The following is a 23,578-nucleotide window of genomic DNA, read 5'->3' on the forward strand; positions in this document are numbered from 1 at the left end:
ATACATGTATGAACAAACTATGAAGAGAGTGTTAAAAGCAACGCATCTTGCTTGATTGTTAAACAGACCTCAAACTAATGTGCCATTTTAATAAAAATGTCATACTACGCTGTGACAATTTAATGAATTTTACAAAGGATATTGGCGCAATGTTAATTGCTATTTTTAGACAGTTTTTTTTACTAGGGTGTATGAGCTTTGGCGGCCCTGCTGCGCATTTAGGTTATTTTAAACGCCACTTTGTAGACTCGTTAAATTGGTTAACTAACACGCGTTACGCACAACTTATTAGTTTAAGCCAAGCACTGCCTGGGCCGGGCTCTAGCCAAGTTAGTTTTGCTATTGGTGTTGAGCGTGCTGGAGTACTGGGCGGTATAGCTGCCTTTGTAGGTTTTACTCTGCCTTCGTTTTTAATAATGGTGCTACTTGCGGTGAGTGCTCATCAGTTTGACGCTGTTTACTTTGCTATTATTGCGGGCTTAAAGTTATTTGCCGTTGTTATAGTTGCTGATGCAACACTTAGTATGGCTAAAAGCTTTTGTACAAGTGCTGCGCTTAAGTTACTTGCTGTAATGAGTACGCTTGCTTTGGTGTTATTTCCAATGATGGGTACTCAAATCGCTATTTTAATAACCGCTGCAACAATAGGTGCTATATGGCCTTTATTAAAACTGGGTACAGCCACAGAAAATGTTAGCAGTACAAAAAGTAATATTAACTGGATTGCACTGGGGTTATTTGCGATCTTACTTGGTGTTAGCTTTATTCCACTAGGGCATAAGTTTGATTTGTTTACCCCTTTTTACCAAGCGGGTGCAATGGTGTTTGGCGGCGGACACGTAGTACTGCCGGTACTTCAAGCTGGCGTGCCAGCATTGAGTGATGATCAGTTTTTAAGTGCTTACGCGAGTGCACAAGCAGTGCCTGGGCCTATGTTTACTATTGCTACTTACTTAGGCGCACAACTTACTACAGAACAACCTTTAGTGGGTGCTCTTATAGCTACACTGCTTATATTTATGCCTGGTTTTTTACTTATTTTGGCATTTCAGAAGAGCTGGATTAACTTGGCAAGTAAGCCACGCTTTGCAAGCTCAATAGCAGCGCTTAATGCCGCGGTAGTCGGTTTTTTAGCGGCTGCACTGTATTCGCCAATTTGGACATCAGCGGTGCATAACCTTTGGCAAGTTGCGTTAGTAATAATTACATTTGCATGGCTGCGATTTAAAAAGCCACCTATTTGGTGGCTCTTAGCTTTATTTATTGCTGTGGGTCTTTTACAACACTATTTGCCATCACTCTAAATGTTGGCTTATCTGTTTGTTGCTCACTCGGTGGGCTTAATTGCCCACTTACACTTTGATACGCTCTAAGCCCAAACACGGGTAATACCGCAAGTAAATGGTCCATTATTTCGGCTTGTAAATGCTCGTACGAAATCCAGCGTTTGTCTTCACTAAAGCAATAAAACTCAATAGGTAAACCATGGTTTAGTGGTTGTAGCTCTCGTACCATTAACGTAAGCGACGTATTAATTTTACTGTGCTGCTTTAAATAGCCTTCCGCATAGCGACGAAATAACCCTAAATTAGAAACCTGAGCAGGTAATGTCGTCACTCGAATATAGTCGTGCAGCGGAATAGCCGCATCGATTTGCTTTCTAAACTCATCACCCACTAAACAAATGCTGTGCATATCAATATTGAGTGAGCGTTTAATACGTCTACCGCCCGACTCTTGCATCCCGCGCCAGTTTTTAAACGAACCCGCAACTAGCATATAAGTTGGAATAGTTGTTATGGTGTTATCCCAGTTACGTACCTTTACAGTATTTAAACCCAAATCAATTACTTCGCCATCGGCGCCGTAATTTTCTACTTGAATCCAATCACCATAGGTTACTAGGCGATTTGCTGCTATTTGAATACTGGCTACAAAGCCTAAAATAGTGTCTTTAAATACTAACAACGTAACAGCAGCAATAGCACCAAAGCCAGAGAGAATATAAGTAGGTGACTTCTCAAGAAAAATGCTCACAATTAAAATTGCACACACAATAAAGGTTATTAGCTTAACAACCTGAATTAAGCCCTGAATAGGGACCTCGCGGGCAAACTCTAACTGGTTATAAATAGTACCCGCAATGCTCACAATACTGCTAAAAATAAAACCAGCATAAATAATAAGCAAAGCTTGTCCTATCGTTTTTAGTATTTCTCCTGCAATTTCATTAACTGGGTATACGCTATCAAACGTAGCTAAAAACAATACGCAGCACAGCATTCCGGCAATACGCTTATTTAGCTTATTAAGCATAGGAGAAAGCGCACCAATTCGCTCAGGAGAAAGCCTCGTCACTATTTTTTGAATGCCAGGTAACATTAATCTACGAGTAAATAAGTAAACAATTAATAAAGAGAATATTCCTATTGAGACTGCGGTAATTGAGCTAAGAAAATCCGCGTCGGGTACTTTTTCAAACCAAGGAGCAATTAATTCCTGAAGATGGGTGTTGGTCATAGTGTTTCAATTTCCTTACTGATTTGTGGTTCAGGTAAATCTTGTTGAGCATAAATGTCGGCAAGCTGCTGATCTTTAGCAACCCATAGCTCATTCACATAATGTTGAAAATTAACTTTAAATACGTCATCGCTTTGATAGCTGCCCTGCATATTGTCATTAATGGGCGTTACGTCTATTGAAACATAAATAGAATCTAGCTCACCTTTTAGCAAGTTACGACAAACGTGATCTGTCTTACCGCTATATACTAAACTTGTATTAAGCATGGCATCAAATTGATCGGCTAATACTTCAAGCGCAAAAGCAATGCCGCCCGCTTTGGGCTTTAATAAATGTTTAAAAGGACTTTGTTGCAGATTATGTTTGGCTGGCGTATAGCGTGTACCTTCAACAAAATTAATGATGGTAGTAGGATGATGACGAAAATTACGACAGCTACGCTTCGTGCGCTCTACATCCAACCCTTTCAACTTTGGATTTTTAGCAAGCTGCGCTTTGCTTACCCGTTTCATAAACGGCATACCCATAGCCCACGCACCAGTGCCAATAAAAGGCATGTATTTTAACCCGTCTTTTAAAAAGAACTTAGGGGCAGGCAATGCATGTAATGAGCTAAGTACAGTTATATCTAACCAACTCGCGTGGTTACAAATAAGTAAATACCAACTTTTTGAGTTTAAGTCGCCACTTATATCAACCACAATGTTAGGGCAACCTAACCAAAGCCCTAAACGGTTGCCGTTACACCAACCTCGGTAAGCGCTGTGTAATATAGAGTTAACCACAGGCAAAGGCAGTAATAACTTAATAAGACCCAGTACAAATACTAGCGAGCCAAAAAGCATTACATTAGAAAACAATACGCAGCCTACAATTAAGCCGTTAAGCCAATTTGGTAACCACTTTTTTAGCATAACTGTAAGCTCATATTTTTACCTTTTACTTATGGTTTTTTTCGAGCGATTGTAGTGTTTGCTCTTTGTTTTCCCATAAGCGGTTTAACTCGCTTTGAAAGCGAACTCTAAATTCAGAATCACCTGTGTAGTCACCAATAAGCTCTTCGCTTACCGGCCTTACTTCCACGTGTACGTTGATATTTTTTACCTTACCACCAGCAAAATCCATAAAAGTAGGAATACCATCTGGGTAATGAATGGTGACGTTAACCACTTTAGTAATTTGCTCGCCCATTGCTTGCATTACAAAAGCAATACCGCCCGCTTTTGGTTTTAATAAATGTGGGAACGGGCTATTTTGGCGCTCATGCTTTTGCGTAGTAAAACGAGTGCCTTCTACAAAGTTAACCACACTTACTGGCATCTCTTTAAATTTTTCGCAGGCTTTACGTGTGGTTTCTAAATCTTTGCCACGCAGCTTTGGATTCTTTTTTAATTGGCTTTTACTCGTGCGAGTCATAAACGGAAAATCAAGCGCCCACCAACACAAACCTAAAATAGGCACGTAAATAAGCTCTTTCTTTAAAAAGAAGTTTAAAAATGGAATTTTACGGTTAAACACGCGCTGCAATACTAAAATATCGACCCAGCTTTGGTGATTTGCAATTACTAGGTACCAATCTTTTAGTTTAAGGTCTTCAAGGCCAGTTACATTAAGTTTAGTTGGCGTAAATAACGCTTGATTTAAGCTATTAAAGGTAACCCAAATAGTTGCAAATTGCTTAGCTGCCCAGCTCATAAGCTTTTGTAGAGGCTTAATAGGGATAAGCTTTATAAGCCCACAAACAAAAATAGGCACAAACCAAAAAAGTGTGTTTATTGTGTAAAAAACAATACTAAATACACTGCGAATAACTGACATTACTTCCATTCCTTTAAACATTGCGCAGCCACTAATACTGCGCTTTCAGTTGCTTACAAATTAATCTTCAAAATAGGTATAGCCTTCAAGGCCTGCATTAAGCTCAGCTAAATAACCTTCTTTACACTGCGTCGATACATCAAGTTTATTAACTTGGTACGCAAAGTTGTCAGCTAAAATGGCGCTATCATAGTCAACAAACTTTAATACATCCTTAACGCTATCACCTTTTATGGCATTGGTTAACACATAACCTTCATCGTTAAGCTCTACATGCACTGAATCAGTGTCACCAAATAGGTTATGTAAATCGCCTAAAATTTCTTGATATGCACCTACCATAAACATAGCAATGTGGTATTGCTCGCCATGCTTATATTCTGGTATTGGTAGGCTGGTTTCGATACCTGCGCCTTCAACGTATTCACGAATTTGCCCGTCAGAATCGCAGGTAATATCTTGAATAATCGCGCGCTGAGTAAGTGGCTGAGTTAAATTTTCGATTGGCATCACCGGAAACAACTGCTGAATACCCCATACATCAGGCAACGACTGAAATAATGAAAAGTTAACGAACAGTTTATCTGCAAGTTTTTCGTTTAAATCGTCGAGTACTTCACGGTGCGCGCGCGCGTTATTACTAAGTGATGCCCGCACACGATGTAAAATAGTAAAGTAAAGCTGCTCTATTTTCGCCCACTCTAGCATGCTTACTAAGCCATGCACGTACTGATCGTGCGCTTCGCTAAATAAGTGCATAGCGTCGTGATAAATCTCCAGTGCCATACGCGGGTTCAAACGCTGTAAACACTGCCACATTTCATCAAGCACTAATGCGCTATTTTCAAGCGGTGGCTCTGGATTTAAATGATTAGGCGCTTTTTCTACGTCAATTACGTCGGTAATTAATACCGCATGGTGAGCAGTTAAAGCACGCCCCGACTCGGTGATAATGGCCGGATGCGTAAGGTTATGCTGATCGCACACTTCTGCAAATGCATTCACTACGTTACGCGCATACTCTTCTACGGTGTAATTCATTGAACACGCACTACGCGAGCCAGAGCCCTCGTAATCAACGCCTAAGCCGCCGCCCACATCAACGGTATTTAACGGTACGTTTAATTGTGTAAGCTCAGCAAAGTGGCGTGCACATTCACGTAAAGCACGGTGAATATCACGAATGTTGGCAATTTGAGAACCAATATGAAAATGCACCATTTGCATTAAGTGCAGTTTATTATGCTTTTTAAGCACTTCAACAGCACTTAGTACTTGGCCTGCTGTTAAACCAAACTTGCCTTTTTCGCCGCCCGTGTTTTGCCACTTGCCTTTGCCTACTGAGTTTAGGCGAATGCGAATACCAATAGCCGGTTCAATGCCTAGGTTGTCTATTTCTTCAAGTAGTGTGGTCAGTTCTGAAAGCTTCTCTACCACAATTTTTACGCTGTGGCCCATAGCTTGACCAATACATGCTAAGCGTAAAAACTCACTGTCTTTATAGCCGTTACACACAATAGTGATTGGCTCTTTTGCTACGCCCAAAATAGCCATAAGTTCTGGCTTTGAGCCTGCTTCTAGGCCAACAAGCCCGCTTGGATGCGCTAATAGTTTACTTACTACGGAGCGCTGCTGATTTACTTTTATTGGGTAAACACAGGTGTATTTACCGCTATATTCACGATTTGCTCGCGCTTGCGTAAACGCGTTAGTAAGGGTGTCTACACGATTTTTTAAAATATCGGTAAAGCGTACTAAAACCGGCAACGTTAAACCTTGTTGCTTAAACTGCTCAGTTAATTGCGTTAAAGAAATGGCCGGTTTTGTTTGGTCGCCATCTGGGTAAGCCACCAGTTCGCCTTGTGCGTTAATATCAAAATAACCATCACTCCAATGAGCAACGTTATAAGTGGCGCGTGCTGTTTCTAAACCCCAGGTCATGGCAACTCTTCTTTAGTCAATTAGGTATAAAGGCGCATTTTAATACGTCACTATCCACTAGGCTAACAAAAATTGAACTTTCACTCACTCCTAACTAACTTTATTCGTCAAATCAGTTAAAATGTCATTGAGCAAAACGCCAAGCACTGGCAGAATTGCCCCTTTTTCATACTCAACCTAAAAAGTGTAATAGTAACTATGGCAAATTTAGATCAAAGTAAGTGGTTTACTGAAATTAGCGACCGCGATGGCAGCGCATTTTCATTACGTATTAATAAAAAGTTAGATGAAAAACAGTCTCCTTTTCAAAAGGTAGAAATGTTTGAAACCACAGACTTTGGTAATTTAATGATCATCGACGGGTGTACTATGGTAACAACCCGCGAAAACTTCTTTTATCATGAGATGATCAGCCACCCTGCACTTTTAGCGCATCCAAACCCTAAAAACGTCGTTATTATTGGCGGCGGCGACTGCGGTACTTTACGCGAAGTATTAAAACACCCAGGCGTAGAAACTGTAACGCAAATAGATATCGACGAAGTAGTAACGCAAATGTCGTTAAAATACTTCCCAGAGCTTTGTGAATCTAATAACGACGCCCGTGCAACGGTTATGTTTGACGACGGTATTAAATACATGCGCGAAGCCGCTGGCGAATCTATCGACGTAGTGATTGTTGATGGCACAGATCCGGTAGGTCCAGGTGAGGGTTTATTTAACCATGCGTTTTACACAAGCTGTTTAGATGCACTGCGCCCAGGTGGTATTTTAGTACAACAAAGTGAATCGCCACTTATGCACATGCCATTATTAGTTGAAATGCGCGAAGCAATGCTAAGCGTAGGCTTTAAGGATTTACAAACACTGCCATTCCCACAACCAATTTACCCAAGCGGCTTATGGTCAGTAACACTTGCGCGTAAATCACAAGCATTTGACGGTTTTAGAGAAGACGCTGCTGCAAATATTGCACAGCACAGCGAGTACTATAACAACGGTATTCACCATGGTGCACTCGCTACACCTAACTACATGAAACGCGCATTCGATAAAAAATAATACCAATCTGCTTATATATAGGGTCTATTTAACGTTAAGAAAATTACGCTAGAACTAGGCAAAAATTTTTGTATCTAGTTGTTCTAAATAAAAAATTTTTAACGACGTTATAGTGCAATTTAATTCGTTAAATTGATCAAAGATTTATGCAGGTTGGTATAATCTANCTATACCAATTTTATTAAACTAAAAAGGGAGCATTTAAATGCTCCCTTTTTTATACTTTTAAAAACGCCATTGCGCATTTAGCATTATTTGCTGCTGCGAGATTCGTTCATTAAATCCAATTGGCTCTCTATTTTTTGCAACACTTTTAAGTGCAGAACCTTCAACCCCTATTTGTAGTTTATTAGTGAGCTGGTAGCGCCATGTTGCGGTTAAGCCTTCCCCATTACTTGCATTAGGGTCAAACGCGGTTGTGTCGTTGTCAGTAACTTTAAAATAATCATAACGTACTGAAACTCGATGTTTGCCTTCTTTATGGCTCAGCATTAAATAATGGCTATAAAAAGCATTATCAATTAATGCGTTACTGCCCATTTCAGTTTTACCATTAAGTACCTGTGCTATTAAACGTGTTTTACTATTAAACTTATAAAGCCAAGCGGCGCTTGTAAAGCGAGTATCCCAAGCATACTGCCCCGTACTAATATTAAGTGTGGTTGGGTCGCCATTATTGTTGTAATAATAAATTCGAAATTGTGATTTTTTTAAGTAATCCCAATGTACGCCAGCGTAATAGCCAAAACGCCCGTCTACTTCTTCAAACGGTAAAACCTGATTAGCCTGCCAACGTAATTCGTATGCATTTAATGCCGCTATAGGCGCAAATTTAACACTTTCGTTAAATGTAGTTTGTCTATCGTGTAATGCAAAACCACGCCACGCAAGTAAAGTACCTGCAGGGTCATTGCCTTTAAATGTAGCACCTACAAAACTAAAGCTATGAGCGCTGTTAAAACGTTTTGCTGGGCGCTTAATAGTTACCTCTGCGCCAACAGTGCGTACTTCCTCGCCAATCCAGCTATTAATAGCTGAGTTTGTATAGTTATAAGGAGAAGTCCACCCTATATCAGGGTTTTCAAGCGACATAAGTGGGTAAAAGCCCCCCACGCGCATGTGCCATTTATAGTTGCTGTTAGATAGTGGCTGATACTTTATATAAGCCTGCGTAAAACCAAGGCCAACGTCAGGATCTTGATTCGCATTTAACACCCCATGAGCCGACCAACTAGATGCTAAATCAACATTAAAATCTAAAATACCTTGGGATAAAATAAGTTCGTCGCTTTTAGTATCGTGCCGATATAGCCCAAGGCCGCCCTCTTGGAAGCTACGTATATCGTCCCCCTGCACGGCTCTAATTTGTATCAAGCCTTTTACTTGTGCATACAATGCATTACTAAAACATAAAGCACCGGCTAAAAATGCCAGCCTCATTAAGCGATTAATAGTCATCAAATTCATCCGTAGCAAAGTCAATTTGCTCCGCAATTTCCTGCTTTACTTTATAAGTGATCGGGTTAGTAGCCACAGTAATAGTTTGAGATTCAACCTTACTAATATCACTAAATCCAGAATGCCAAACACTTAACGTGTATTCGCCTGCATTGGCATTTAAATCAACATTCCCGTTTTCATCAGTGATTGCAAAAATAGTACTATCTACCACCACAATATAACCTAACATCCAATCATGAATATTACAGCCAAGCTCAACAACACCCGTTTGATCAAAAGTAATGGGCGCTTTTGGGTGCTCCTTATATAGCTTTAATTCGAACGTTTTGGCTTTAGAAAATGAATAAACATGATGCATGATTGAGTCCGCATTCGGAAACTCTACCTTTGCATTTTGTGGGACAACTAAAATACGCGGCTTAAATTCTCGATTTTTCTGGGTCATCGCATAAGGTGCTTCTGGAGGAATAACGCTAGAGGTGTCTCCTGCAGTTAGCCATACAACAGCATTAGGTAATGGGTCATTATTAGCATTTTTAATTGTAATATTTGCTGCAAAAACTCCAGTACTAACACTTAGTAAAAATACATAAAGTAAGCTTTTTATCATTTTCTTGTCGCTATTATCAATTTGTTTACATTATAGACCGATTAAGCCACCAAATTCTTTCTATTTTTTAAAACATTGAATACGTATGTAAGCAGTCGTATTAATCATCAACAGTCATTATCCTTAAATGTCACCACCGACTCATCTAAGGACACACCATGAGAATACCAGCACTTGTGCTTTTAGCCTTTGCTAGTAATAGCTACGGACAAACCGTAGAGCTAAAATCGCCAGACACACAAATAACAGTAAGCATCTCTGACGAAAACAACACGCCAAGCTACGCAATAAAATTTAAAAACAAAGCGGTTATAAACAAATCTTTACTGGGGTTTGAATTTAAAACACAAGCAGCTTTTAGCGATGGCTTTAAAATTAAAAGCATTGAACAACAAAGCGTTAACTCGCAGTGGCAACAACCCTGGGGCGAACGCCAAAACGTTGTTGACGAATATAACGAAGTAGCCGTTACCTTTACAAAAAACGAGCCAAATAAAGGTACCTACACTATTCGATTTAAAGCATTTGATAGTGGTGTAGGTTTTAGATACGAAGTACCACAACAAGCCGGGTTCGAACATACAGAAATCACCAAAGAGTTAACTGAATTTGCAATAAACAATAGCCATGATGCAACAGCATGGTGGATACCTGCTCGTGGCTGGAACCGCTACGAATATGTTTACAACACTACCCCACTTAACGAAGCTCCACTAGCTCACACACCATTTACGTTTAAAACAAGTGACGGTACTCATATTAGTATTCATGAAGCCGCACTTGTTGATTACGCAGGCATGGTGCTTAATCAACGCCGCTCTGGTACGTTCACTGCCGATTTAACACCGTGGTCAGATGGTGTTGCAGTTAAAAAACAAGGTGCTTTTAAAACACCATGGCGCACCATTCAAATAGCCGACAGCGCTGTTGGCTTAGTTAATTCAGATATAATACTAAACCTAAACGAGCCTAATAAACTCGGTGACGTGTCGTGGGTTAAGCCTGGCAAATACGTGGGTATTTGGTGGGGTATGCATATAAACACGCAAACTTGGGGTAGCGGTAAAAAACACGGCGCCACTACGCAAACCACAAAATACTATATGGATTTTGCAGCGCAGTATGGTTTTGATGGCGTACTCGTTGAAGGCTGGAATATTGGTTGGGATGGCGATTGGTATTTTAATGGCGATGTATTTAACTTTACCAAACCGTACGACGACTTTGATATAGCAGCACTGACTCAATACGGCAAAGAAAAAGGCGTACAGCTCATTGGCCACCATGAAACATCAGGCAATGTAAGCAACTACCGTGACCAAATGGAAGATGCTTTTGCCCTTTACGAAAAATCAAACGTAAGCCAAGTAAAAACAGGTTATGTAGCCGATGGCGGAAATATAAAACGTATAGACAAAAACGGTATTGCTCGCCACGAATGGCATGACGGCCAGTTTATGGTTAACGAATACCTTTATAACGTAAAACTTGCGGCTAAGCATAAAATTAGCATTAATACTCACGAGCCAATTAAAGATACAGGCCTGCGCCGTACTTATCCAAACTGGATTGCGCGCGAAGGTGCACGCGGACAAGAATATAATGCATGGGGTTCACCACCTAATCCACCAGAGCATGTACCAATGCTTGCTTTTACCCGCATGCTTGCAGGACCAATGGACTTTACGCCAGGTATTTTTGATATGAGCTTTAATGGTTTAGGAGGCGATACAAACCGCCCACAAACTACACTTGCCAAACAACTTGCACTTTATGTTGTTTTGTATAGCCCAATTCAAATGGCTGCCGACTTACCTAAAAACTATTTGGCTAAGCCCGATGCGTTTCAATTCATTCAAGACGTACCAACAGATTGGCAGCAAAGTATTGCTATTGATGGTGAAGTAGGCGACTTTATTGTATTCGCTCGTAAAGAACGTAAAAGCACTAAATACTCAGGAAATGATTGGTACCTAGGCGCTGTTACTGACGAACAAGCCAGAACTATTGAGGTGAAACTCGACTTTTTAGAGCAAGGCAAAAAATTTGAAGCACAAATTTATAAAGATGGTAAAAGCGCAGAGTGGAAAAATAATCCGTACGATCTAGCTATCGAAAAACGTGTTGTAACTGCAAACGATAAACTAACGCTTAAATTAGCCACTAGTGGCGGTACAGCTATTCGTTTTAAAGCACTTTAATATAATAAAGCCCCTGCATTTACTATGCAGGGGTTGATACCTTTATTGGCAAATATACTTGTGCACTTAAACCGCCTTCTGGGCGGTTTTCTAGCTTTACTTTACCGTCGTGCATATCAACAATGCGTTTAATAATAGCAAGGCCTAAACCACTGCCTTCACTTCCGCGAGCTGCATCGCCTTGTTTAAAGGGCTCAAAAACAGACTCTAATTCGTTTTCAGGAATGCCGGGGCCACTATCGTTTACAGCGATAACTACATATTTTTTGTTTGAATTAAAGTAGCTAAGTACTTCAATATCGCCCTCAGAATAACGCAGCGCATTACCAATCATGTTGGTAATTACACGTTTAATAGCCACAGAGCTTAACGGTATATTGCCTATATTTGGATTACTTTTAAACGTAATAGTACGTTGATGCTGAAGCTCAGAATTGACAACCTCGGCAACTAAAGCATTGATATCTTCGCAACTTAGTTCTTCACGTTTATGGTGGCGTAGATACTCAATAAACTGATCAATAATCCCGTTCATGTCTTCTATATCGTAAATAATACCTTCACGAAGATAATCATCTTCATCAACCATCATTTCGGTGGCTAAACGGATACGCGTAAGCGGCGTACGTAAATCATGAGATACACCGGCCATTAGTAAACGGCGGTCGTTTTCAAGTGCGGCAATTCCGCGCGACATTTGGTTAAACGCGCGCGTTACTTCTATTACTTCTGTTGAGCCTTGTTCTTCTAACTTGGTAGAAAAGTCGCCTTTACCCACTTTCACTGCAGCTTGTTGCAGTGCTTTTAATGGTCTATTAAGGTGCCTTGCAAACAACCACCCACCCAGCACACTTAAAAAGCCAATACTTGATAAGTAAAAAGTTAAAAACTCTAAGTTGTTCTCTTTAAAGCCTTTAAGCGGTACTTTCACCCAATAACCTGGCGCTTGCGGTGCTTCAACCCAATAAATCAACGGATCAGTTTGGCTAATACGTACACGAGAATAACCACCAAGTTGCTCAGTCATGCTGCGCGATAGCATAGAATATTCGCGGCTTTGCCCAAGCCCTTGGCGCATTGCTTCGCGCTGCGTCATGACTTCAATACCAGTAATTTCAAAAAACTTTGCAGATACTTCGTCGTTTATTTCAACGCCATCTTCCCAGTCAATGAATACTGTTTTAATTTGCTTAGCAAGCATCAAGTTAACCTGCTCAATGGTTGGTTTTACAACATAAAAACTAACCGTAACATAAGACACTATTTGATTTATGAGCAGCAGAGCCGCCACTAAAAAAACAGTTTGTCCAAAAGCACTGCGCGGAAACATGCCCATAAATATTACTTTTCACCGTCGGGAACAAACACATACCCCAAACCCCAAACGGTTTGAATATATCGTGGATTGGCAGCATCTACTTCGATCATGCGGCGAAGTCTCGACACTTGCACATCAATGCTTCGCTCAAGCGCACTGTAATCGCGGCCACGCGCTAAGTTCATTAGCTTATCGCGGCTAAGTGGCTCACGTGGATGCGAAACAAGCGCTTTAAGCACTGCAAACTCACCACTGGTAAGCGATATTGTTTTATCCCCTTCATTCATTTCGCGCGTTGCTAAATTAAGCGTAAATTTACCAAAAGCGATTAAGTTTTCTTCAGCAGCAGGTGCGCCTGGCACTTCTTTTGCGCGGCGACGTAAAATGGCTTTTATGCGAGCAAGTAGCTCTCGTGGATTAAATGGTTTTGGAATGTAATCGTCAGCGCCAAGTTCAAGGCCAATAATGCGATCTACTTCGTCGCCCTTTGCAGTAAGCATAACAATAGGAATTTCATTTTCTTTTTGGCGTAGACGGCGGCAAATAGATAAGCCATCCTCGCCTGGGAGCATTAAATCGAGAACCATTAAGTGAAAGTTTTCTCGCTCTAGGAGTCTATCCATTTGCTCCGAGTTTCCTGCGGTTCTAACAATAAAGCCTTGCTCTACTAAATAACGTTCAAGCAAACTGCGTAAGCGCATATCGTCATCAACAACTAATACTTTTGTGGTTTCGTGTCCCATAATCTCTTTCTTATTTTTATATCCAATTACTAGTTAATATAAATGAAAAACTTAATAATCAAAAACTAATTACTTGCTTAGATTGTTACTGAACATTTCAAAGCTTACTTACTCGTACTTTATTACATTTTACGCTCGACAAGTTTTGGCAAATTTAATAACGTGCACACCATTAGAGCTAATAAAGAATTCACCATGAAAACAAATTTAGTCACCCGCGAAGGTTACTTACAATTACAACAAGAACACGACCAACTATGGAACGTTAAACGCCCAGAAGTAACAAAAATAGTTAGCTGGGCAGCCAGCCTCGGAGATCGCTCTGAGAACGCAGACTATCAATATAACAAGCGTTTGTTACGCCAAATTGACCGTCGTGTACGCTATTTACGCAAACGCATACCTGATTTAAAAATCATCGACTACTCTCCCGTTCAAGATGGAAAAGTGTTTTTTGGTGCATGGGTCGAAATTGAAAACGAAGAAGGTGAAACTAAAAAATTCAGAATTGTCGGACCTGATGAAATTTACGACCGAAAAGATTACATATCGATAGACTCACCTATGGCGCGGGCGCTGATTAAAAAACAAGTAGATGACGATTTTGAGGTACCTACTCCTCAGGGTAAAAAACAGTGGTATGTAAACAGTATCGATTACCAAAAAAGGAAATAAAAAGTTTTGATTCAGATCATGTTAACTTTTGATTGTGTAAATTAAACCAATAAGCTATAACTGAATTATTCAAGTTGATTTGTTTAATTTGAAAGCAGTTAATTAAGGTCGTGGTTATGTCAAACATAGTACAGCGCATATTAAATAATGCCGTATTGTTTGCACTTTTAATGAGTGTAAGTTTGACGCTGCATGCCAGTAACACTGAAGTAAACCTTGATAACGCTAAACTATCTAATCACTTTATTGCTTGTGACATTCCTGACCAAGCAAACCTCGATTTTGACGTAGACTCTCACGTTAATACTATTACCTTTAGGTCGCCTCAACCACTTCCTAATGTCGTAGATTCTTTTTATAAGAGCACCAACCTAAACAGACCTTTTAGCACTGCGTACCAACGCGGACCACCTAGCTATTTAATTTAATTCATTATTTTACAACTTAATTAAATTTTATAATTACTAAGGTGACTACTATGTCTAACTTTAAAGAATTACGTACTCAAAATGTTTCTCACGGCGTTATTGCAAGCACATTTGCAGATGACCAACCATTGATTGATTTATCATCTCCAGCGCTAAAAATGGTAAATAACTTTACTCAAAAAACGCCCATTCGTGCAGAGCATACAACAACGATTACAGATGCACTTAAACAAGTTAGTGCACAACAATCTGATTTTGTTTTAGTAACCGACGAGAACCAAAAATTGATTGGTCTTGTTTCTAGCGCCGATTTACAAAGCTCTAAAATTACTATTATTGCAGAGCGTTTAAATACCCCACGAAGTGAAGTAAGCTTGCGCGATATTATGACGCCAATTAGCCGACTTACAGGTGTAAGCATGCAAAGCTTAAGCTATGCATGCATTGGTGATGCGCTGCAAACAATGGAGCATCAAGGTGTAATGTTTTTATTAGTAACAACAGCAAGTAGCGAAATTTGTGGTTTAATTTCAGCTCGCCAAATAGCTAAAACATTACATATTCCACTACATATTAGCCCTATTGCTCACTCTTTCAGTGAAGTATTAGAAAACATTGAGCATCCTCACTAGGGCGCTCTTTTAGTTGAATTGATTTACTCCCCTCCCAACCATCTTAAAGCAAGTGAAATAGCTTGCTTTAAGAGCTTTTTATTACTACCTCCTGTGATATTATTCAAGCAATTAACGGCGCCAGTAACACGCTTCTGGTCTTATTTTATTGTATAAAAAGGTTTTTGCATGAGCGATATCTCTGCACGTTTAGCCGGTGAGTTAAACGCACAGCAGCAACAGGTTGTTGCAGCTACAAAATTACTTGATGAAGGCGCAACTGTTCCTTTTATTGCCCGCTACAGAAAAGAAGTTACCGGCGGCCTAGACGACACCCAATTACGCCTTTTAGAGCAGCGTTTATCGTATTTACGTGAACTAGAAGAGCGCCGTAGTTTTATTTTATCGACCATCGAATCGCAAAATAAATTAACGCCAGAGCTAAGTGCCGATATAACTAATGCACAAAGTAAAACTGAACTTGAAGATTTATACCTACCTTACAAAGCTAAGCGCCGTACTAAAGGCCAAATAGCAATTGAAGCAGGTTTAGAGCCACTTGCAGATGCACTATTTAAAGATGCTAACCTTGACCCAGAGCAACAAGCAGATCAATTTGTAAGTGCTGAAAAAGGCTTTGCAGATACAAAAGCTGTACTCGAAGGCGCTAAATTTATCTTGATGGAGCGCTTTGCTGAAGACGCAAAATTACTTGCTAAATTTAGAAGTCACATAAGCCAAAACGGCGCAATTGAAAGCACTGTAATTAAAGGCCAAGAGCAAGCGGGTGCAAAATACCGTGACTACTTCGAGCATCAAGAACTTCTCAAAAAAGTACCTTCTCACCGTGCGCTTGCTATGCTTAGAGCCCGAAATGAAGGTGTACTTCAGTTAAATGTTAATCCAGAGCCTAGCGCTGAAAATTCAGCGCAACTATGTGCCAACATGATTGCTGACCATTACCGTTTAGATATTAAATATAAAGCGGCAAGTCCTTGGTTATTAAACGTTGTGCAATGGGCGTGGAAAATTAAGTTAGGATTACACCTAGAGAATGAATTTTTTGCAGCAATGCGCGAAAAAGCAGAAGCTGGTGCAATCGACGTATTTGCTAAAAACTTAAAAGATTTATTAATGGCAGCACCTGCAGGCCCTCGTACTACTTTAGGTCTTGATCCAGGCCTTCGTACTGGCTGTAAGATTGCCGTTGTTGATAGCACAGGTAAATTACTAGCTACACAAACTATTTTCCCTCATGCACCACAAAATCATTGGGATAAATCAGTGCGTACGTTAGAGCAACTTTGTCGTCAGCATAAAGTTGAGCTAATTGCGATTGGTAACGGTACTGCATCACGCGAATCAGATAAGTTGGTTGCTGAGCTTATGAAAGCAAACAGCGAACTTAAGCTTAGTAAAATTATGGTTAGCGAAGCGGGTGCATCGGTTTACTCAGCTTCTGAATTTGCAGCTAATGAATTCCCAGATTTAGATGTTTCTATACGAGGGGCTGTCTCTATTGCGCGCCGCCTTCAAGATCCTCTTGCTGAACTTGTTAAAATTGAGCCAAAATCAATTGGTGTTGGCCAATACCAACACGATGTATCGCAAAGCCAATTAGGCCAAAGTCTTATTTCAGTTGTTGAAGACTGTGTAAACTCAGTAGGCGTAGATTTAAACATGGCATCGGTACCGCTACTTACACGCGTATCTGGTTTGAACAAAACATTAGCGCAAAATATCGTTAATTATCGCGATGCTAACGGCACATTTACTAAACGTAGTGAGCTTAAAAAGGTTGAGCGTTTAGGGCCAAAAGCATTTGAACAAGCGGCTGGTTTTTTACGTATTAACAATGGTAGCGATCCTCTAGATAACTCATCAGTTCACCCTGAAGCTTACCCTGTTGTTAAACGTATTTGTGAACGCAATAGCGTAGATGTCAGTAACCTAATTGGTAACAGCGACTTTTTAACTAAACTTGCTGCTAACGATTACACTGACGAAAAGTTTGGCTTACCAACCGTTACCGACATTATTACTGAGCTTGATAAACCAGGTCGAGATCCTCGTCCTGAATTTAAAACAGCTGAGTTTAAAGCCGGTGTTGAAAAAATTAGTGACCTAAAACCAGGTATGATTTTAGAAGGCGTGGTTTCAAACGTTGCTAATTTTGGTGCGTTTGTTGATGTAGGTGTTCACCAAGATGGTTTAGTGCATATTTCAGCAATCACGAATAAATTTATATCAGATCCGCGTGAAGTTGTTAAAGCTGGTGATATTGTAAAGGTTAAAGTTGTTGAAGTAGACGCTGCACGTAAACGTATAAGCTTTACTATGCGCTTAGATGACGACATTGACACAAGTAATAAGTCAGCAGCGCCAGCTACGCAAAAACCACAAGCACGTGCTAATAATTCGCAACCTCGCGCTGCAAAGCCTAAACGTGACAACGGTAATGCGTTAATGGGTAATGCATTTGCCGATGCGTTCGCTAATGCTAAAGTGAAAAAATAATACTTGTACAGCTAAGCTAAAACGAAAAAAACCGCGTAAGCGGTTTTTTTGTGGTTACGTTTTACTAAATTATTAACTTAACGCTGAAAAACTACTTTGTCTCGCTGGCGATGTAGCCATTTGATAAAAGTTAGCAATACGCCCCGCCCGTGCCTCAACATCGGCATCACGTGTTTGCTCGTCACTTTTAGCTGTTTTTGTATCGCTGCTTTCATCGCTAGAGAATGACGCTTCAAGTTTACTTTTTGCGTCTTCGTCGTCTTCTTTTTCAGGTTGTGCAAGCTCAGCCTGAGCCGCTGCTAGCTTTTGCGTAGCATCTGCAGCAATAGAGCGATCAGCTCCCGAAGGCTCTGCAGGCGCTAATGCGGCAGCGCGTACCGTTTGCATTTTGTCTATAGTCGCTTGCGGGTCACCCGGAATTTCTGACACATCTATTTGTACTTCTCCGCCAACTGCGTAGTTAGTACCATCTGGGCCACGTTGATACTCATAGCTTGGCGAGCCAGCATGTTGCCCACCTACAGAAGCGTGCGCTTGCTCGTGTATTCGTACTTCAGTATCTCGTGCTTTTAGCTCTGTAATTTGTTGTTGTTCTTGTTCTAATTGCAGCTCTTCTTGCTCAGATTCTTTTTTCTCAATTGCTTCACTTTCTTCCTCAGAGCCCTCAGGGTTTTCTGAGTTTCCATCGCGCTGCTGAACTGACTTTTCGTCTGCTATTTTTCCCGTTGCGTTATACGTCGCACCATCGCTACTGCCTGGTAATTTTGCTTTTTCAGAATCACTTTGCGCTTTGGTTTCTGTATTGCTTGCGCTACTAGATGCGGGAGCAGGAATAACTTCGCGTAGTTGGTTGTCACGCCGTGCAGTTTCCGTATAAACATTTGCAGTGTTTATATTGATAGACGGAAATGGCGTGACAATATTCATAATACTAAACTTTAATATCGATTAGCGTGCCAAGTACATCATCGGCCGTTTGAATTGATTGCGTATTTGCCTTGGCATTAAACTCTTCAACTTTTAAGTTAACAAGCGCTTCATCAACACGAGCTGGCTGTGCTACAGGTGCAGTAATAGCTTCTTCAGGGCGTGCTGCTGTAAGCTGACGTTGCTGCGCTAATTGTGCGTCATCTTGCTGTTCTATACTGGCACGGTTAATCTCAGCACTGGCCTTTTCAATACCTTGGCTAGCTCGATTAAACCCTTCTACACCACTATTAAATACAGATCCGATTGGCATATTAAAACCTCCACCAAATAAACATTGTTTAATTATCGCTCAGGTTCTGCTCAAAATAAAGCTTTAAACAGCGCTATTCTTAGCTCTATTTTAAAGCATTGATTTAACGACAGATAAAAACTCACTTTTATGAGAAATAAATGGCGCGTGCGACGCTTTATCTAGCACTTCGTATTCAAACTCAGTATTTAGTACTGACATTTCACTAATTGCTTTATAAGGCACTAAGGCATCAAGTCGGCCAAATACTCCTTTGATAGGTACTGGGCAATGAGCAAATAAATCACGTAAATCGTCGTTTTGTAAAATATCTAAACCAGCGCTCAGGGCGTCGCTTTGTGGTGCGCTGTACTGATTTAGTAATTGTTTAAGCAGCTTTATATCATCACGCGCCGACTCGCTACCCATCGCTTGAATAGCTAAGAAGCGCTCTATTGTTTTTTCTCGATGATTAACTAACTGCTCTTTAAACTGCGCCAATACATTCGCTTTTATTCCGGGCCAATTATCTGCCTCCGCAAAAAAAGGAGTCGATGCAATTAAAATAACTTTTGATACTTTTTCAGGCCAATGCTTAGCAATATAAAGTGCAAATAATCCACCTAACGACCACCCCATTAAAATGGTCTTCGGCTTTAACTGCTTACTTAAAGTTTCTGCTGCATCATGCAAAGTATAAGGGCTTGGGCAAACATGGCTATTACCAAACCCAGGTAGGTCAAGGCTACGTACACTTCCTGAATATAAAAACTCAAGTTCTGGCTGTACTAACTGCCATACGCCCTGATTCATTCCCCAACCATGTAATAACACTAACTCATTTTGCATATTTGCCTAACCTTTACCAAACTTAGGCTCATCATAACGTTTAAAAAGGCGATTGCAATGCAAGGAGCGAGTCAGTGAAACAAGCCATTTTAAATTGGTTATTTCCCTCTTATTGCGTGCAATGTCAAAATACGATTACGACCTCTTTAGGGCTTTGTGATTATTGCCTTGAAGATTTACCATTGTTTGATTTTAGTAAGCATAAGAATTTACTGCATCGACCCGATATTGTTGAGATGTTTCCTAATTGCGAGTTTGATAAATTATTTGCCTGTGCTTTTTATCAACCTCCCTTTGAACATTGGCTTAAAAGGCTAAAATTTAATAATCAAATTCATTATAAAAAGGCACTGCAGCAAGTTATACAAAAACAATTAACACAGTTTTTTGAGCAAAGCCCTACTTTGCCAGATACCTTTATTATTTTACCTCTTCATAAAAGCCGATTCATTACTCGCGGGTTTAATCAGGTAAGCCAAGTTTGGCAACCATGTTTAGCTAATTACGCATCAGTGAGTAACGTACTTATTCGCAATAAAAAAACACAAGCTCAGTCGGAGCTATCTAAAGCAAAGCGTATTAAAAACTTAAAAAATGCCTTTATTTGTACAGAGGATATGGGCGGTAAAACAGTCGCTATTGTTGATGATGTGATGACGACAGGGGCAACATTAAACGCAGCTACTAGTGCACTAAAACAAGCAGGCGCTAAACAAGTGTGGGCTTTTACAACTTGCTTAACGCCTATTTAATTATTAAAAAGTATTATACCAATCCGCAATAATACTTAATCATTTTACGGGGCTAAACGTGTCGCTACCTGAGTTAAAAAATTCTCATTTACGACTGCATGGATGCAGAAGGTAGAGCAATGCAGGAGCAATTGCCGAGAACAACTAAATAGCGAATTTTTTGCCTAGCTATCAACACGTTTTTCCATCCTCAAAATAGATCACTTAATTTAAGCGAATTAGTATTATTCGCCATTTGCACGAAACGTATGGCCAAAAAATAAAGCGTTGCTTAGTAGTCGACTAGTCCCATACCAGTAACCTCTAAATACAGGGTCATCGGTCATGCCTATTACTGTACCTCGTCCGTATGAGTGAGCAATTAAGCCTGCGCCGCCAGCAACTTGCTCAACATTAACGGCATCGGTAAAGCCTGCCAATAATGGATTTTTAGTGTAGGTAAGTACATTTACGAACGGAGCATCGGAAGCTTCTAGCAACCAAGTACTGTTTTTGAATACGGGCAATGTATTACGCTTAAGTGAAAATGTAAGCGGATGAGTTAAGTCTACATTAGTATTAAAAATAGCACCTGCAATGCGTTGACGTCCTGCTAAATGATCTTTATCGCCATAACTTAAACCTGTCGTTTTAAATGCACTTGCTACATCTTGTCGTGATAGATAGCTTGCTTTGAGTAATTGCTGATCAGCTAAAAATTTAGCGCCGCCTTTGTGACCCCAAATAACGCCGCCTTTTCTTACCCAGCTTTTAATAGCCACTTTGTCGGCATCAGATAAGCTATTGTAATTGCCATGAGCAAGCACAATATGGCTGTATTCACTTAACTCGAGTGAACTAAAGCGGTTCATTTCAACAATTGTTGGTGCAACACCTACAAATCGATCTAGGTAATACCACACTTCGCCGACTTCGTACTGGCTTGCGCCTTGCCCGCCAATAAGCAGTACTTTTGGAGCACTAACAACCGCCATTGATCGCGACCCTAAATCGGCTCCTTTGCTTGTTAAACCTGATGTAATAGGTTTGATTGCAATACCAAACTCATTTTGTGCTTTATTTAGCAAGGTAATCCAATCTGTATTTGTTTGTAGTCCAGCCGGTATAATAATACTTCCAGGTTTAAAATTAATTTCTCCTGATGTTGATTTAGCCGTTAATGCTTTTAGCGCTACACGTGCTTTTATACCTTGCTGTAATAAGCTATTTAACATTTTAGGTGCTAAATAATCATCCCACGAAAAACCAAATGCGTAACCTTCGGTGAGTGAAGAAAATGATGGGGTTGCTACTTTTTCCCATGCTTTATCAGCAACCTTTAATCCCCAACTACTTTTAACTTTAGAAAATGGCAAATTAAACGCATGCGCTAATGTCCAGCCAGATACATCGTAAAAAGTATTATCGGCAAAGTTTTTTTGCTCACTAAAAATCGCTTTTACTAAACGATATTGTGGTTGTGCTAATGGTACAAAATAGCTATGTGTACTGAAATTCTTACCATCTGCTTTTAATGATTTAGTAAGTGGGTAAGCGTTAATTTGATGCTGCTTTAACAATTCTAAAAAGTGCATAATACGGGTGTTGTCGCTTGCATCTTCAACAACATAACCTTCAAAGCTTTCATCGCTGGCTAAATCTGTAGCTTGATTGTAAAACTTAGCCTGGTAATCAAGTAATGCTTGGCGGTTATCAACTGCTGCCTTAAAGGTAGATAAACTCGTTAACAGTTGATTTTTAATAGTGAAAGGAAAGCTCAAAGGTCCATTTATAGTGTCTTGAATATGTCCACGAGAACTTGCTTGCTCAAATAAAATGCCTATGCCGCCATTTACATCGGGATAGGTTGAACCTTTACCGTAATAGAAGTCATCAAAGCTTTCTTCAGTAAAATAAAGTGCGTTGTTTTTATCTAACGTTTTTGCGTGATAGTTAGCAATCGCTTTAGTTAACGTTACATTTTCATCAGGTGTTATTGGGTGTTTACGGCTTGGAATACCTGGTTGAAAAAAGTAACTGCTGTTTGGACCCATCTCATGAAAGTCAGTTAAAATATTTGGTTTCCACTGATGAAATTTAGCAATACGTGCACGCGATTCAGGATGCTGTAGCAGTAGCCAATCGCGATTTAAATCAAACCAGTAATGATTGGTACGACTACTTGGCCAGTTTTCAACATGTTCACGGGTTTTAGGGTCACTTGATAAGTTCATGCCTCGGTTACTGTTTGCCCAATTAGCAAAACGAGCAAGCCCGTCAGGATTAAGTGAAGGGTCGAGTAAAATAACCGTGTTATTTAATAGCTCATCTATTTCAGTACCTTGTGCAGCAGCTAAGTAATATGCCACCAGCAAAGATGAGTTACTACCTGATGACTCATTACCATGCACACTGTATCCCATCCATACAACAGCAGGGTCGTCTTGTGCTTTACCACTGTTATTACTTAAGCGTGCTAAGTGAGCTTGGCGTGTCTGCTCTATGCTTGATAACTTATCAGCAGCAGTAATTGTTAGCATTACTAACGGGCGTTGTTCATGCGTGCGGCCAATCACCTCAAAATTTATACGGTCGCTTTTATCAGCAAGTATTTCCATATAACGTACGAGCTGATCGTGTCTCACGTGCCACTCTCCTACTTCGTAACCGAGTACTTGCTCAGGAGTAGGAATTGAAGGGTCAAATTTTACATCTTGTTCAAAATAATACGAAAGTGGCTTAGCTACACTTGAAAAGCTAAGCAACACCACCATTAATGTTAATACCAAACGCATATAAATCACTCAAAAAATGTTCGTTGTTTGCACGCTACCATTGCTTAAAATAGATGCCAACTTTTTACGCTCAACA

General features: G+C 40.2%; 20 protein-coding genes. 8 read left to right on the top strand and 12 right to left on the bottom strand.

From position 1 onward, the window contains the following. Window positions 1-149 precede the first annotated feature (149 nt). Window positions 150-1,304, top strand: a complete 1,155-nt coding sequence (gene chrA, locus I6E70_RS14670) for a chromate efflux transporter (RefSeq protein WP_197189033.1) — start codon at window positions 150-152, stop codon at window positions 1,302-1,304. Here the strand turns inward: chrA and I6E70_RS14675 are convergent. From I6E70_RS14675 to speA, 4 genes are read right to left on the bottom strand one after another with little or no spacing between them, the layout of a single operon-like run. After that, window positions 1,261-2,520, bottom strand: coding sequence for a mechanosensitive ion channel family protein (locus I6E70_RS14675; protein ID WP_007584595.1), 1,260 nt, complete (start codon window positions 2,518-2,520; stop codon window positions 1,261-1,263). The genes chrA and I6E70_RS14675 overlap by 44 nt on opposite strands. Next, window positions 2,517-3,437, bottom strand: coding sequence for an acetyltransferase (locus I6E70_RS14680; RefSeq protein WP_165722788.1), 921 nt, complete (start codon window positions 3,435-3,437; stop codon window positions 2,517-2,519). Before I6E70_RS14680 ends, I6E70_RS14675 begins: the two co-directional genes overlap by 4 nt. Window positions 3,438-3,462: 25 nt before the next feature. Next, window positions 3,463-4,341, bottom strand: a complete 879-nt coding sequence (locus tag I6E70_RS14685; RefSeq protein WP_007584592.1) for an acyltransferase — start codon at window positions 4,339-4,341, stop codon at window positions 3,463-3,465. Window positions 4,342-4,401: 60 nt separating this feature from the next. Next, window positions 4,402-6,282, bottom strand: coding sequence for a biosynthetic arginine decarboxylase (gene speA / locus I6E70_RS14690; RefSeq protein ID WP_197189017.1), 1,881 nt, complete (start codon window positions 6,280-6,282; stop codon window positions 4,402-4,404). A gap of 198 nt (window positions 6,283-6,480) precedes the next feature. On the opposite strand from speA, the gene speE reads away from it, so the two are divergent. Further along, complete coding sequence (gene speE, locus I6E70_RS14695; RefSeq protein WP_024608074.1) at window positions 6,481-7,344, top strand: polyamine aminopropyltransferase; 864 nt, start codon at window positions 6,481-6,483, stop codon at window positions 7,342-7,344. Window positions 7,345-7,569: 225 nt separating this feature from the next. Here the strand turns inward: speE and I6E70_RS14700 are convergent, their stop codons facing one another. Further along, a complete protein-coding gene (locus tag I6E70_RS14700) occupies window positions 7,570-8,802 on the bottom strand; it encodes a hypothetical protein (protein ID WP_197189018.1) in 1,233 nt (410 codons plus the stop codon). Next, complete coding sequence (locus tag I6E70_RS14705; RefSeq protein WP_165722790.1) at window positions 8,792-9,415, bottom strand: methylamine utilization protein; 624 nt, start codon at window positions 9,413-9,415, stop codon at window positions 8,792-8,794. Before I6E70_RS14705 ends, I6E70_RS14700 begins: the two co-directional genes overlap by 11 nt. A 158-nt stretch (window positions 9,416-9,573) precedes the next feature. Between I6E70_RS14705 and I6E70_RS14710 the strand changes: the two genes are divergently transcribed. Beyond that, a complete protein-coding gene (locus I6E70_RS14710; protein ID WP_197189019.1) occupies window positions 9,574-11,616 on the top strand; it encodes a glycoside hydrolase family 97 protein in 2,043 nt (680 codons plus the stop codon). Window positions 11,617-11,638: 22 nt separating this feature from the next. Here I6E70_RS14710 and envZ read toward each other — a convergent pair whose 3' ends face one another. Together envZ and ompR are read right to left on the bottom strand one after the other, a co-directional pair. Beyond that, complete coding sequence (gene envZ, locus I6E70_RS14715; RefSeq protein ID WP_024607434.1) at window positions 11,639-12,952, bottom strand: two-component system sensor histidine kinase EnvZ; 1,314 nt, start codon at window positions 12,950-12,952, stop codon at window positions 11,639-11,641. Between the two features lie 5 nt (window positions 12,953-12,957). Continuing rightward, on the bottom strand, window positions 12,958-13,677 hold the full coding sequence (ompR, locus tag I6E70_RS14720) for an osmolarity response regulator transcription factor OmpR (protein WP_197189020.1): 720 nt from the start codon (window positions 13,675-13,677) through the stop codon (window positions 12,958-12,960). 195 nt (window positions 13,678-13,872) lie between these two features. Here ompR and greB point away from each other — a divergent pair, with 195 nt between their 5' ends. The 4 genes from greB (at window position 13,873) to I6E70_RS14740 (ending at window position 17,908) form a co-directional block, all read left to right on the top strand. Next, window positions 13,873-14,352 carry a transcription elongation factor GreB gene (gene greB / locus I6E70_RS14725; RefSeq protein ID WP_197189021.1) on the top strand — a complete coding sequence of 160 codons (480 nt, stop codon included), beginning with the start codon at window positions 13,873-13,875 and terminating at the stop codon, window positions 14,350-14,352. Between the two features lie 116 nt (window positions 14,353-14,468). Next, window positions 14,469-14,780: a hypothetical protein gene (locus tag I6E70_RS14730; protein ID WP_007584977.1), complete on the top strand. Its 312-nt coding sequence runs from the start codon at window positions 14,469-14,471 to the stop codon at window positions 14,778-14,780. 50 nt (window positions 14,781-14,830) lie between these two features. Then, window positions 14,831-15,412: a CBS domain-containing protein gene (locus tag I6E70_RS14735; protein WP_024594284.1), complete on the top strand. Its 582-nt coding sequence runs from the start codon at window positions 14,831-14,833 to the stop codon at window positions 15,410-15,412. 168 nt (window positions 15,413-15,580) lie between these two features. After that, on the top strand, window positions 15,581-17,908 hold the full coding sequence (locus tag I6E70_RS14740) for a Tex family protein (RefSeq protein WP_121955225.1): 2,328 nt from the start codon (window positions 15,581-15,583) through the stop codon (window positions 17,906-17,908). Window positions 17,909-17,980: 72 nt separating this feature from the next. Here I6E70_RS14740 and I6E70_RS14745 read toward each other — a convergent pair whose 3' ends face one another. The 3 genes from I6E70_RS14745 to bioH form a co-directional block, all read right to left on the bottom strand. Continuing rightward, window positions 17,981-18,835 carry a putative metalloprotease CJM1_0395 family protein gene (locus I6E70_RS14745; protein WP_165722793.1) on the bottom strand — a complete coding sequence of 285 codons (855 nt, stop codon included), beginning with the start codon at window positions 18,833-18,835 and terminating at the stop codon, window positions 17,981-17,983. A gap of 4 nt (window positions 18,836-18,839) precedes the next feature. Continuing rightward, the gene (locus I6E70_RS14750) at window positions 18,840-19,148 is read right to left on the bottom strand and encodes a hypothetical protein (protein ID WP_007584971.1); all 309 of its coding nucleotides are present in this window, start codon (window positions 19,146-19,148) and stop codon (window positions 18,840-18,842) included. Between the two features lie 90 nt (window positions 19,149-19,238). Beyond that, window positions 19,239-19,976: a pimeloyl-ACP methyl ester esterase BioH gene (gene bioH / locus I6E70_RS14755; protein ID WP_010554945.1), complete on the bottom strand. Its 738-nt coding sequence runs from the start codon at window positions 19,974-19,976 to the stop codon at window positions 19,239-19,241. Between the two features lie 74 nt (window positions 19,977-20,050). On the opposite strand from bioH, the gene I6E70_RS14760 reads away from it, so the two are divergent. Continuing rightward, window positions 20,051-20,728 (top strand): ComF family protein, encoded by a 678-nt coding sequence (locus I6E70_RS14760; protein WP_010554946.1) that lies wholly within the window; start codon window positions 20,051-20,053, stop codon window positions 20,726-20,728. Window positions 20,729-20,952: 224 nt separating this feature from the next. Here I6E70_RS14760 and I6E70_RS14765 read toward each other — a convergent pair whose 3' ends face one another. Continuing rightward, the gene (locus I6E70_RS14765) at window positions 20,953-23,502 is read right to left on the bottom strand and encodes a M14 family zinc carboxypeptidase (RefSeq protein ID WP_197189022.1); all 2,550 of its coding nucleotides are present in this window, start codon (window positions 23,500-23,502) and stop codon (window positions 20,953-20,955) included. Between the last annotated feature and the right edge of the window lie 76 nt (window positions 23,503-23,578).

Source organism: Pseudoalteromonas sp. NGC95 (genome assembly GCF_015864705.1).
Classification (GTDB): Bacteria; Pseudomonadota; Gammaproteobacteria; order Enterobacterales; family Alteromonadaceae; genus Pseudoalteromonas; species Pseudoalteromonas arctica.